Consider the following 12,116-nt stretch of genomic DNA (forward strand, 5'->3'; position numbering starts at 1 on the left):
AATAGAAACCTGGCTCCATTAGCTATCTGAATAAAAAGAGCGTGTATCTTTCTTTTGATACACGCCCTTTTTTGAATAAATAACGATCTTATTTTACCAATAGCACCGTTCCTTTTATCTGAGCATTGCCAGCTTTGATGTAGTATACATAAGCACCCGGTTTCGCATTCGCACCATCCCATCCAAAAGACTTATCATTCGGCACACCCTGATGTCTTTCAAACACTTTATTCCCCCACCTGTCAAAGATCAGGAAGTCGTCAATAGCAATAATATCTTTAGAACCAATGATATAAAATACATCATTCACACCATCCCCGTTGGGACTAAAGGCATTTGGCATGGAGAACAGATCCTTCACGGACGTATGTACATACATAGAAGCCGTATCCGTGCAGAAATATTCATTCTTAATAGCCAGCGTATAGATCACTGACGATACAGCATGTACAGTAGGGTAGAGGCAATTCGTACAGGATAATCCTTCTGTCGGTGTCCAGGCTAGCGTAGCTGGCAATTCGCCGCCTGTGAGCATCGGGGATAGTTGTATATCCTGGAATCGGCCTACTTCCAGTACATGTGGTTCAAAACCCACTGTAAATGGAGAAGTATATGCCGCATCGCTGTTATTGGTATAGTCTGTCTCTTTTAATAAAGCATTCGCATTCACCACCGCAGTTAACTCTCCGCTGAATGGCGTACTTACTACCTGCGTGTAAGTATGACAGCTACCTGCTGTAGCAGCGTCTTTATAAAACAATGGTTTTAATAAGGAATCGCCATCATAGAAGGATACGGTCAGGTCTTTCGGAATACTGTCATAGCCATTGCCGGTGCAGATCTCAAAGGTGACGATGGTATGGGTATTGTCATAACATTTCACATCAGAAATGGTCATGGTCAGATCAGGAGGTATTAATCGCACAATACCTGATACAGATAAATTACAACCGTAAGCGTTTGTCATAATAGCATATATACCGGCACTGTCCCTGACGGTGATGGTAGGTGTAGCCGTTGTAGCGCCCAACAGGCTATTTGCACCTTCCGTACGCCATGCATAAGTCGCAGCTGTAAAGTTACTCACAGCAGTATTCAACGTATACGAAGCTCCCCGCATCACCGTCGTATCCGCAGGCAGCATACTACCAGCCGGCAATGTATATGTACCAGTGGTCGTATTATTGGTCGTATCTGTTTCTGCCCATGTACCTGTATTCACTTTTATACTGAAAGGAGAAACGCCTTTTAAAGTTACATGATAGGTTTCACAGGCATCTGCACTATACGCAGCAATGGTATAGTTATTCCCAATCACCAAACCATTTCCATCATAAAAGCTCAGGTTTAGATCCTGTGGTACATTTCCCGCAGTGTAGTTATTACACACTTCAAATGTGATATACATACTATCATTCCGGGCGCATTCTGTGCTCAGTACATTGGCAGTATAGTCATCTACAGGGGCAATGTGTATGGTGGTAAATGTGGTATCATAACAATTGTTCTCATTCGTCACTTTCACTCTTTGCTGATACAACGTATCCTTACGATATGGTGCTGTGAAAGTAGTGGTCGTACAATTATCACAACTTACATATGTAGTGGGTGTCCATGTTACAGTATTGATCGCCCCACCAGATACTACTGCTGGTGTCAGGTCAATGGTCTCCGCGGGTGTCATGGCAATATCGGCGGGCGTGAGCTGGATCCTGAACCGGTAATTAGTCATCATGGCGGTGTTCGTACCAAATTTAGCAATCAGGGTATCCGCATATGCATTCAGGATAAATGTTTCCAGGTAAGATGCGCATTTACCTTTCAGATCGTAAGGCAATAAATAAACACCAATGGAATCATGCGTGCCGTTATACAAAGTAATAAGCGTACCCTTTGGAATTGTCTGATAACCGAAGTTGTAGAAGTATAAAGAGATCTGTAACTGCGTCTGATTATAACATGCCACACTGTTCAGGTACACATGTCCATCAGCGGTAGGATCATCGACTACAATCGTTACGTAGTTGGTCGTATCATAGCAACTGCCATCAGTCGCAATGAGTCTTACCTGGTAAGTGCCCGGTGTCTGAAACACATAAGTCAGATCCTCAGTGGTCGCAACTTCCGTTTCACCGGCGCCCAGTTTTATTCTCCATGAATAGCTGCTGGCATTGATAGAACGATTTGTAAACAACACACTATCCAGTTCTACACCTGCTTTGGAAGCGATCTTTCTTTTATCAGGATAAAAGCGGGCAGTCACCCCACAACTGACCTGTAGTATATCCTGCATGCTGCTAAAACAACCGGAGGCATCGTATGCACGCAATACGACCACATAGCTTTTCTTCTCTGTTACAGGTAGACTGAAGCTGGCACCCGTACTCACCACCACATTATCTACCAGCCACTGATAGGTAGTTGCGCCTGTAGAAGTATTTGTAAAATTCACGGTACTCCCCATCAAAGGGTAATCCGCATCCTTCGTAAAACCCGTTACAGCAGCAGTAGCGCAAGGTGGGTTACACAACGTACTGCCAATCATCCCCGGCAGACTGCTCCCGATAAAATCACGCATACGCTGTGCCTGTCCTTCTGTAAAAGACATGACACAACCCGTACCGCCACCATAGTCCATAAAGTTATCCGGCAGGTCCGGTACATCAGTTGTAAACCCGGATAACGTGTCGGTACTACATGAATTCTCGGGATTGCTACAGGGGAATCCACCATTGATAGATTTATCTGGTGGCGTATCGCACACCATATCTCCATCTGTGGTACAATCATCATTTTTACAATCCTGGTTAGCAAAAGTGTGAATGAGGCTGAGGTAGTGCCCCATTTCGTGCGCCACGAGGTCTACTCCCAATCCAGATACCACTACATCGCCACCAGCACTGGCATAGCCGGCCATGTGCATGCGGGTCCAGGCGCCGCATTCAAATGTCTGCAGAAACTCGGATTTGATGCCGGATACGACCCAGATATTGATATAGCGGCTACCATCCCATTTACCAAGGGCGGTAAGCGCATCTCCTTCCATATCCGCGTCAAAATCAGAGAGATAAGACTTTGTACGTAATATCCCGGTGGTAGCGCCGCCATCAGGGTCAGTTTTGGCAAGGCAAAATTGTATACGGGTATCCGTTCTTGCTCCTGCAAATGCCCCGGTTTTGCCATAGGCATCGTTCAGTGCCGCGAGGGCATCTGTTACATCCTGGTCCGTAATGGAAGCGGGATCTTCATTGATGATATGAAAAACGACGGGCAATGTATAATCCGCCGCAGCTAACCTGTTAGTATTCATTAGGATAGCATGATTGGTCTTCTTTTCTTTTTGTCTGAAAGCGGTGCTTTGGCGCCATGTATTCATCATCATATCCGTACCACATGAACGGGGATTGATAGATAACCATCTGGCTGTGAGAGAAGGTTGTCCAACTACCTGAGGAACTGGATATTGTGCTCTTAGAGATATGGCGTACAACAGGCAGATACAGGATAGCAGGCACCTTCGCAGGTTTTTCGTAGGCATAGGTTCTTAGTCGTGGTTATGATCGATAAAGATAAACAGAAATTCTCCTTGCTATGTCAATTATAATATATTATTTTTATTCAAAATGCCGGCTGATGGACCTTGAAATACTGAAGCAAGAGTTACTAACCAGGTGGAAACATGCATTTAATGAGCTATCCCTTCTACCCGAATATAAAGCGAAGATCCTGACCGAGAAGTATGTGCCTGGATTCAGATATGATCTGAAAGACTATGGAACCCAGGCATTTATGCTGCCTGAAGGGAAAATATTCCCCGAAGCCCGTGCCAGAGAGATCAATGATTATCATTTTTATGGATTTGGAGAAGATGGAAAGCCCGTTTATACTGCATTTCGCCATGTGGTGAATAATATAAACTGGGAAGGATATTATTCTTATAGTGACAATGTTGTCGAGTATGTTGAATATTGCATTACAGAACATACACAAATACCTTCCTGTATAAAACGAATGCTTTACAAAGATGGCAGAAAGGTAGGTTGGCAATCCCTCCTCGTCAATACCCGGGGCAGTGCCAATAACTACAGCGGAATGAGTGCAGATGACATGATCACTGATATGTTGGAAGATCATTATTCCCTCTTTATCAGCATAGAAGAATACAACTGGGAGAATGACCGTATCCTCACTGCCGACGGCCTCGGTATGGCCCCCGGACACGGTGAGTACCAATATCGTCAGGATTATACGTACACACCCGATGGTCAGCTGGACGCAATCAGGGCCGTTTGCGAAACGGGTACTGAGCGGCTCACCTGGGTCAGACCGGATGATACCCTGAACGTACATGCACTGGAAGAAGAAGTGGCCGAAAAGCTCGCTGAAGCCATCGTAGATACGCTTACTGCATCCCGGATCGAAACACCGCTATCCCTGCTGGAAATCAACTACCACGAAATAGCTGAATATATTCCCTCTCTTTCTCCACGCTCACAGGCTTTTACTACTGAAATCTCCCGCCGTCACCAGGACGAAGACATCTTTGATCTGATCTTTTTATCGACAGAGATGGATCACCCGTATATGCCTATTCGTACGGAGAAATTTGAACGGCCTTTCAAGCAGTTCATGCAGATCATAGAGCGCGAAGAGAAGTGGGAAATAGCCGCCGGCATGCTGCGCAAAGTAGCGTGGTTGCTCACGACAAATAAGTTGTACAACCGCCTGCCGGTGAGTGATGACTTTGCAGCGTATGCGATTGACTGGGAATCAGATATGGAGGAGTTTGAGAGAATTTTGAGGGAATGCGGAGTGGTACCGGATGTAATATCATCCTGGCAGGAAAAAGGGTGGTTGTAATTTTTAAGCGTTAAAGTATGCGTCGAGAATGTCTTCCATTAACCCGGTCGTCAATGGTTTGTTTCTAAACCCGGATACATCAGGATGACTTATAGCCCGTTTATGATCATCGGGGTTCATAGACGTAGTGAGCATCACTACGACTACCTGTCCTTTTTCCTTATCGCCCAGTTTGTTGTATTCATCGAGAAATTCCCAGCCATTCAGGGCAGGCATATTAATGTCCAGCAAAATGAGGTCAGGCTGACCCTGTGTAGTTTCTTTGCAGGCTTTCAGGTAATCCAGTGCTTCCGCACCATTCCATGCCACATGCACATGGTTCGCACAATCCATTTTTTTAATCACCATTTGGCTGATGAAATTGGTGGCTTCATCGTCTTCAACTAATAGGATGGAATGTAATTTTCTGTTCATGTGGTTTATGCTGAAATTGTAAAATAAAATTGACTCCCTACGCCTGGTGTGGAGGTAAGCCAGATCTCGCCTCCGTGGAGGGAAACGATCTTTTTACAGTGAGCCAGTCCAATGCCTGTGCCTTCGTATTGGAGTTTATTGTGCAGGCGTTGAAAGATCTCAAATACCTTTTCCTGATAACGAGGTGCGATGCCGATCCCATTGTCTGAAAACATGAATTCGTATTCATGTTCTCTTTTTACACAGGTAATGCGGATCACAGGAGGCACATCCTGCTGTCTGAACTTAATTGCATTACTCAACAGATTTTGAAATAATAATTTCAGTTCTATTGGGTAGGCATGAACGATAGGTAAGTTTTCCATAATCACCTGTGCCTTGCTCTCGTGTATGGCTGTGCGCAAATCGTCTACTACCGTCAGGATGATCTGGTTACAATCTACAGCCTCCTTCTGCTTCACATTGCCGATACGTGAGTAGTCCAGCAGGGCTTTGATCAGGTCACTCATGCGATTACTTGACTGGCGGATAAAGCGAAGGTAGTTGTCCGCAGTTTCATCCAGTTTGCCGGTATATTCCGTGGCCACCAGTTCTACCAATGTGCTGATGGAGCGTAATGGTTCCTGCATATCATGGGAGGCGATGTAGGTAAATTGTTCCAGCTCCCGGTTTTCCACTTCCAGTTTACGAAGGTATAACTGGGTCTGGTCTTCCATCTGTTTCCGCGCGGTGAGGTCGCGGGTAATTTTGATAAACCCGGTTAACGCACCTTCATTATTGCGAAGGGCAGTGATGGTCACACTACTCCAGAACAGGGTACCGTCTTTATGCACCCGGTAGTCTTCGTTTTGAACGCGACCATCCTGGATAGCGGTGGATAAGAGCATTTCAGGTATACACTCAGCTCTGGCAGCTGGTGTGTAAAACATCCTGAAATTTTTGCCTGTGATTTCCTGTGCGGTGTACCCTTTGATACGTTCCGCACCCTTGTTCCAGGTCAGGATATTTCCATCAGGATCGAGGGTGATGATCCCATAGTCCTGGATTTCTCCCACCAGGCTGGAATATGATTCCTGTGATAACTTTAATAGTTTTTCGGTGGCAGCGAGTTTATTTTCTACTTCTCTGAGCCGCTCGCCTAGTGTGGTAATACTATTCCTCAACAGGTCCATACTCAGATCATCTCCTTCAAGGAGATCCTTTTCGGCTTGTTTAGAATGAATATATCGCAGTAGTAATTCGTACAATTCGGCTTTGCTCTGCCTGATCTCTTGCTCCATTGCCCCGGTTTTTTTTTTAAGCGTCATAATGGCCTGAAAAAGGTAAAACCGGTTACAGACATAAATATCTGCAACCGGCTATTCTCATAACCACTCTTCTGGGGGGATGTTTAAATCAAAAAGTTCACAAAAATGCAAAATGAAAATGTGCCTTTTTGTACAAAGCTGTTGCAAATAGGTATAGACACTGCAAGTAAGATTCACACGACTATTTCCAGATATTAAATTGGTAATGAATTCGTTAATTTGTCACTTAATGTATTGTCGCCATATCGGCAGCGCTTGTAAAAGTCCCTTTATTCCAATATATCTGCTTAGACAGATATAGATATTTTTTAATAATGAAAGTATATACGGAAGTGTCAAAAAAATGGATTTAAATTCAAAAAAATATATTTGCAAAAAGTAAGCTTATGGAAATAGCAGGACCGGATCCGGAGATTTTTAAACAGTTGGTAACGATGAGAATGCCTTTTGGAAAGTATAAGGATGTATTGCTGTGCGATTTGCCGGTGTCTTACCTGGAGTGGTTTAATCGGGAAGGATGGCCGAAGGGAAAGCTGGGGATGTTGCTAAGTACGATGTACGAGATCAGGCTGAATGGGTTGATGGATCTGTTAAAGCCTTTGAGAGGCGGTACTCTCAAAGGCTGATTATTTTTATATAGCTTTAAAGACCACAATGCCATTGTGACCTCCAAAACCAAAGGTATTACTCATTGCGACGTTTACCTTTTTCTTTACTGCACTACCTAATATGATATTGAGTCCTGCCGGAATAGCAGGGTCAAGTTCAGTCGTATTGATGGTAGGTGGGATCACTCCATTTTTGATACTTAATATAGAAGCAATTGCTTCGATAGCACCCGCAGCACCCAAAAGGTGACCGGTCATAGACTTGGTGGCACTGATGGCGACAGATGGTTCAAGCAGCCTGGTAATGGCCGCAATTTCACTTAGGTCCCCTACGGGTGTACTGGTCGCGTGTGCGTTCAGATAATCTACCTGAGAGGGGTTTAAACCACCATCTTCCAGCGCTCTTTTCATTGCTTCGTAGGCACCCAGTCCCTGCGGGTGTGTAGCGGTCATATGGTAGGCATCAGCAGTCATGGCAGCACCGGCTACTTCTGCATAGATGTGTGCACCTCTCGCTACCGCATGTTCGTATTCTTCCAGTACCAGTGCACCGGCGCCTTCACCCATCACGAATCCATCTCTGCCTGTATCAAATGGTCTGCTTGCATGGGCAGGATCACCGTTGCGCTGCGACATAGCTTTCATGGCACAGAATCCACCTACGGAAGCCTCCGTAATCGGCGCTTCAGAACCACCGGTGATGATCACTTTGGCCTTGCCCCAGCGAATGTAATTGAGTGCATCCATGATGGCCGTATTGCTGGTAGAACAGGCAGATACGGTGGTATAGTTGATCCCCATTAACCCGAAGCGGATTGAGATCATACCCGATGCCATGTTCGCAATTAATTTTGGCACAAAGAAAGGATTGAAACGCGGCTGGAAATTATTCTCCACATATTCTTTTACCTGTTCTTCGAAGGTCTGCATACCACCCTGACCAGAACCCCAGATCACCCCTGTATCGAAGGGGTTCATGGTGGCAAAGTCAATGCCTGAATCGTCTACCGCCTGTTGGGCGGCAATGAGTGCGTATTGGGTAAACGGATCCGTTTTCCTGATATCATTCTTATCTAAATATTGTAAAGGATCATAGTCCTTGATCTCGCAGGCGAATTGCGTTCGAAACTTACTGGCGTCGAATTTTGTGATCATCGCAGCGCCGCTTTTGCCCGCCAGCAAATTGTCCCAGAAGGCTTTCACGTGATTCCCGATAGGCGTGATCGCGCCTAAGCCGGTGATTACTACTCTTTTCATAAAATATCGTCTAATAATTGTTTGCTGATTTTTTCAAATGCGGTTTCTCCCATAACACGGCTGAGGAGGAGAGAAGCGAGCAGGTTGGAAACGATTAATAATGCCCGGTCCCCGGCGGTGCCTTTGAAGTGAAAGATACCCTTTTTTTGTCCGTTTTCGAGACATTCTGTAACCCAGGTTATGACAGAAGCACTGAATTGTCGCAGGCGCGCCTGCATATTTTCAGGCAGCGTATTGTAATCTGGGGATAGGGATCCCATGATACAGACCATGTGGGAATTGCATTTGTTTTCGAAAGAGGCAATGAGGTGGCGTAGCTGCTTATCTTCCGGCAGGGCTTCCCAATTGGCAATTCCGGTATTCATCCAGGTGATTTCCTGGTCAATGACGGCCATGCCAAGGTCGGCCTTGGTGGGGAAATAGTAGTGAACTGCGGCATTCTTAATGGCCAGCGGATCGGATATGTCTTTGTAACTGAAGGCGTTAAAGCCTTTTGTTTTGATCAGCTGGTCAGCCAGGTCGACTATTTTTTCTTTGGTGTCCTGCATGGGAGCAAAGGTACTTACTTATTAGTAAGTAAACAAATGGCAATAGCAAAGTCATAGTAAAGCTATAGTGTAGCTTCGATATAATAACGTCACTATAAGGACACTATAACGTCACTATAAGGGCACTTCAATATCCAAGGGATAATGAGGTGCCCTTATAGTGACCTTTTGGTAGCGAAGTTGTAGCGAAGCTACACCGAAGCTTTGCCGGCTTGGCACCCTGTTTGACGCCTATTCCAAAAAGCAAATCATGGTACAAAAAGAAGTCATTAAATCATTAGAAGAGCTCCTCACAGGCAGTCATGCCCATATCTCATTCGAAGATGCCGTCAACGGGGTACCTGAAAAAATAAGAGGAGTCGTACCGGAAAATATGCCTTACAGCATCTGGCAACTGGTAGAACACATTCGCATTGCCCAATGGGATATATTAGAGTTCTCAAAAAATCCAGGTCACCAGTCCCCACCCTGGCCAGAAGGTTACTGGCCCAGGGAGCCGGCGCCCAAAGACGACGAAGCCTGGAAGCACAGCATCACCCAGATCAAAAAGGATTGTGCAGAATTTATTAAATTGCTCAAACGACCTGATGCAGATCTTTTCGAGCCCTTTACGCATGGAGATGGGCAACACCTCTTCCGCGAAGCACTGCTGATTGCTGATCATAACAGTTACCATACCGGCGAAATTGTGGCTGTGAGAAGAATGCTGGGGGCGTGGAAATAAATAAATACCATGGACATCGCTAACCTAAGGGCAGATACACCCGGCTGCCAGACCAAAGTACACTTTAATAATTCCGGCGCTGCTTTACCACCTTACCCGGTATTGCAGGCCATGCAGGATTATCTTGCTGAAGAAGCTAATTGTGGAGGTTATGAAACGGCGGCAGCTAATGCAACTGCCCTCAACCGTTTTTATCTGGCCGCAGGAAGATTGCTGAATGCTTCTGCGAAGAATATTGCATTTACCAGCAGCGCGACAAACAGTTTTGCGCGGGCGCTTTCGTGCATTCCATTTAAAAAGAGAGATGTGGTGGTGATTGCCAATGAAGATTATGCGAGTAACCAGTTGCAGTTCCTCTCGCTGGAAGAGCGGTTTGGAATAGAGCTGGTACGTGCACATAGTATGCCGGAAGGTGGTGTGGATGTGGATCACATGGCATCATTAATTCGTGATAGAAATCCCAGGCTCGTGTCACTCACACACGTTCCTTCAAATACCGGTTTAATCCAGCCTGTGGCGGAAATAGGAAAAGTATGCCGTGAACTGGACATACCTTATCTCGTAGATGCGTGTCAGTCAGCCGGACAATTACCATTGGATGTAGAAGAGATGGGGTGTGATTTTCTTTGTGCTACGCTGCGTAAATACCTGCGTGGACCAAGGGGTGCGGGATTTTTATATGTGTCTGACAGGATATTGCATAAACCCTGGTATCCGTTGTTTTTAGATATGTATGCAGCTACCTGGACGGATGATGATACCTTCATTCCGGCATCGGATGCAAAACGCTTTCAGGACTGGGAGCAATCTTATGCATTGATAGCAGGTGGTTATGCCGCTGTACATTATGCCAATGAAATCGGGTTACAAAATATTGCGGACCGGAATAAATACCTGTGCGGGTTATTGCGTCCACGGCTGGAATCCCTGCCGGGTGTAACGTTGTTAGATAAAGGAAAGGAACTGGCCAGTATCATCACCCTGTCTGCACCTGTCAGTGATCCGCAATGGCTGTTGACTTCACTGCGTGAGCGAAATATAAATACAGCCATTAGTGTGACATCCAGTGCGTTGATCGATTTTAAATCAAAGGGCGTGAACTGGGCGCTGCGCATATCCCCGCATTATTACAATACGGAAGATGAAATTGATATTTTGCTGGATGCGCTGGAATCATTATTTGCAAATCCATAAGGGAGGCATCCACCAAAAAGAAACGGGGATGTATCATAAATAACTGGAGGGCCATGAGAATGGCATGTACGAAAATTCTCTCCATCTGGTAGGTACCCGAATAAAACATTCATGAAAGATGGAATTCTCCAACGTGGAATGAAAACATTTTCAAAGAAAAGGGGGCGTCTCGAATTTCTGAGACGCCCCCTTTTCTTTTTGAATTTATTTTACGCCTGCCATAAACTATCTACAAACCAACCTTTCCTGTCCGTAAAGTGCGCGATGGGCTCAAAGCCAGCCTGTATAGCCAGTTTCTCTGATTCATCCAGACTATACTTCTGTGAGATCTCCATATAGATCGTTTCGTGCTTTTTAAACTCAATCGTCTTATTTAAGATATGCACTTCCTGATCCTCCAAACTCACAAGATAACTCTTGCAGGCGCCTGTACCCGGATCGTAAGTAGGATAGTGGTCGAATTTTGACAGGTCAAAATCCGCCTCCATTTCCCTGTTAATCCTGGTGAGGAGGTTCAGGTTGAACTCGCGCGTAATACCTTCTGAATCATTGTACGCATTCAGAATAATCTGCGGATGCTTCTTCAGATCGAAACCTGTGAGCAACATATCGCGGGGTTGTAAATAATTGCGCAGCTGGCGGCAGAACTTACGGGTTTCTGCAGGGGTGAAGTTGCCGATATTGCCACCCATACATAGTACGACTTTAGGTCTTGCCGATAGCGTCTGTACCATACGCAGCATCTCGAAATATTCACCGTGCAGCCCATGTACCTGCAACCCCGGTAAGCGCTCAGGTAGGTTTTGCTCCAGTTGACTGATCACATTTGCACTTATGTCAATGGGGTAGTAAGTGAAAGAGTGATCTATATGTAGTAATTCCTGTAAGAGGTGTACGGACTTGGTCGCATCGCCTGCACCCAGTTCTACAACATCGAAAGTATCTGTGAGCGATGCAATCAGCGCACTGATCTGCGCGGATTGTTCCTGCATAATTTCCATCTCACAATTCGTCGGGTAGTATGCCGGACAAGCCATGATACGCTGAAAGATGCGGTCTCCGTTGTCATCATAAAAATACTTAGCGTCGAGATATTTATCTTTTGCATTCAATCCCTGCAGTACATCACGATGAAAAACGGGCAATTGTTCCAGCTTCGGGGTCAATACAGTGAAAGCATTCATTACAGAGGTGGTAGCCATAA

10 protein-coding genes are annotated in these 12,116 nt (G+C 45.4%); 4 read left to right on the top strand and 6 right to left on the bottom strand.

All coding sequences use genetic code 11. The annotated features are described in order from the left end of the window. Nucleotides 1-88: 88 nt before the first annotated feature. Nucleotides 89-3,538, bottom strand: coding sequence for a gliding motility-associated C-terminal domain-containing protein (locus tag QQL36_RS21390; protein WP_321566705.1), 3,450 nt, complete (start codon nucleotides 3,536-3,538; stop codon nucleotides 89-91). Nucleotides 3,539-3,633: 95 nt separating this feature from the next. Between QQL36_RS21390 and QQL36_RS21395 the strand changes: the two genes are divergently transcribed. After that, complete coding sequence (locus QQL36_RS21395; RefSeq protein WP_321566706.1) at nucleotides 3,634-4,860, top strand: hypothetical protein; 1,227 nt, start codon at nucleotides 3,634-3,636, stop codon at nucleotides 4,858-4,860. A 3-nt stretch (nucleotides 4,861-4,863) separates the two neighbouring features. Here QQL36_RS21395 and QQL36_RS21400 read toward each other — a convergent pair whose 3' ends face one another. Together QQL36_RS21400 and QQL36_RS21405 are read right to left on the bottom strand one after the other, a co-directional pair. Then, nucleotides 4,864-5,274, bottom strand: a complete 411-nt coding sequence (locus tag QQL36_RS21400) for a response regulator (protein WP_083722894.1) — start codon at nucleotides 5,272-5,274, stop codon at nucleotides 4,864-4,866. Between the two features lie 5 nt (nucleotides 5,275-5,279). Then, nucleotides 5,280-6,554, bottom strand: coding sequence for a sensor histidine kinase (locus QQL36_RS21405; protein WP_321566707.1), 1,275 nt, complete (start codon nucleotides 6,552-6,554; stop codon nucleotides 5,280-5,282). Nucleotides 6,555-6,967: 413 nt separating this feature from the next. Here QQL36_RS21405 and QQL36_RS21410 point away from each other — a divergent pair, with 413 nt between their 5' ends. Continuing rightward, the gene (locus QQL36_RS21410) at nucleotides 6,968-7,207 is read left to right on the top strand and encodes a DUF3820 family protein (RefSeq protein ID WP_083722893.1); all 240 of its coding nucleotides are present in this window, start codon (nucleotides 6,968-6,970) and stop codon (nucleotides 7,205-7,207) included. Nucleotides 7,208-7,213: 6 nt separating this feature from the next. Here QQL36_RS21410 and fabF read toward each other — a convergent pair whose 3' ends face one another. Continuing rightward, nucleotides 7,214-8,446, bottom strand: a complete 1,233-nt coding sequence (fabF, locus tag QQL36_RS21415) for a beta-ketoacyl-ACP synthase II (protein WP_083722892.1) — start codon at nucleotides 8,444-8,446, stop codon at nucleotides 7,214-7,216. Beyond that, on the bottom strand, nucleotides 8,443-8,994 hold the full coding sequence (locus QQL36_RS21420) for a TetR/AcrR family transcriptional regulator (RefSeq protein WP_321566708.1): 552 nt from the start codon (nucleotides 8,992-8,994) through the stop codon (nucleotides 8,443-8,445). Before QQL36_RS21420 ends, fabF begins: the two co-directional genes overlap by 4 nt. A 250-nt stretch (nucleotides 8,995-9,244) precedes the next feature. On the opposite strand from QQL36_RS21420, the gene QQL36_RS21425 reads away from it, so the two are divergent. Both QQL36_RS21425 and QQL36_RS21430 read left to right on the top strand, forming a co-directional pair. Beyond that, nucleotides 9,245-9,718 (top strand): DinB family protein, encoded by a 474-nt coding sequence (locus QQL36_RS21425; RefSeq protein ID WP_083722890.1) that lies wholly within the window; start codon nucleotides 9,245-9,247, stop codon nucleotides 9,716-9,718. Between the two features lie 9 nt (nucleotides 9,719-9,727). Further along, nucleotides 9,728-10,912, top strand: a complete 1,185-nt coding sequence (locus QQL36_RS21430) for an aminotransferase class V-fold PLP-dependent enzyme (protein WP_083722889.1) — start codon at nucleotides 9,728-9,730, stop codon at nucleotides 10,910-10,912. A gap of 209 nt (nucleotides 10,913-11,121) precedes the next feature. Here the strand turns inward: QQL36_RS21430 and QQL36_RS21435 are convergent, their stop codons facing one another. Beyond that, nucleotides 11,122-12,114, bottom strand: coding sequence for an L-histidine N(alpha)-methyltransferase (locus QQL36_RS21435; RefSeq protein ID WP_321566709.1), 993 nt, complete (start codon nucleotides 12,112-12,114; stop codon nucleotides 11,122-11,124). Nucleotides 12,115-12,116 lie beyond the last annotated feature (2 nt).

It is taken from the genome of Chitinophaga sp. LS1, from assembly GCF_034274695.1.
Taxonomy (GTDB): domain Bacteria; phylum Bacteroidota; class Bacteroidia; order Chitinophagales; family Chitinophagaceae; genus Chitinophaga.

What these genes read in the sequence shown, in the direction of transcription:
- fabF (WP_083722892.1), bottom strand. Translation starts at nt 8,446, where the DNA reads ATGAAAAGAGTAGTAATCACCGGCTTAGGCGCGATCACGCCTATCGGG.
- QQL36_RS21410 (WP_083722893.1), top strand. Translation starts at nt 6,968, where the DNA reads ATGGAAATAGCAGGACCGGATCCGGAGATTTTTAAACAGTTGGTAACG.
- QQL36_RS21405 (WP_321566707.1), bottom strand. Translation starts at nt 6,554, where the DNA reads ATGGAGCAAGAGATCAGGCAGAGCAAAGCCGAATTGTACGAATTACTA.
- QQL36_RS21390 (WP_321566705.1), bottom strand. Translation starts at nt 3,538, where the DNA reads ATGCCTACGAAAAACCTGCGAAGGTGCCTGCTATCCTGTATCTGCCTG.
- QQL36_RS21395 (WP_321566706.1), top strand. Translation starts at nt 3,634, where the DNA reads ATGGACCTTGAAATACTGAAGCAAGAGTTACTAACCAGGTGGAAACAT.
- QQL36_RS21420 (WP_321566708.1), bottom strand. Translation starts at nt 8,994, where the DNA reads ATGCAGGACACCAAAGAAAAAATAGTCGACCTGGCTGACCAGCTGATC.
- QQL36_RS21425 (WP_083722890.1), top strand. Translation starts at nt 9,245, where the DNA reads ATGGTACAAAAAGAAGTCATTAAATCATTAGAAGAGCTCCTCACAGGC.
- QQL36_RS21435 (WP_321566709.1), bottom strand. Translation starts at nt 12,114, where the DNA reads ATGGCTACCACCTCTGTAATGAATGCTTTCACTGTATTGACCCCGAAG.
- QQL36_RS21430 (WP_083722889.1), top strand. Translation starts at nt 9,728, where the DNA reads ATGGACATCGCTAACCTAAGGGCAGATACACCCGGCTGCCAGACCAAA.
- QQL36_RS21400 (WP_083722894.1), bottom strand. Translation starts at nt 5,274, where the DNA reads ATGAACAGAAAATTACATTCCATCCTATTAGTTGAAGACGATGAAGCC.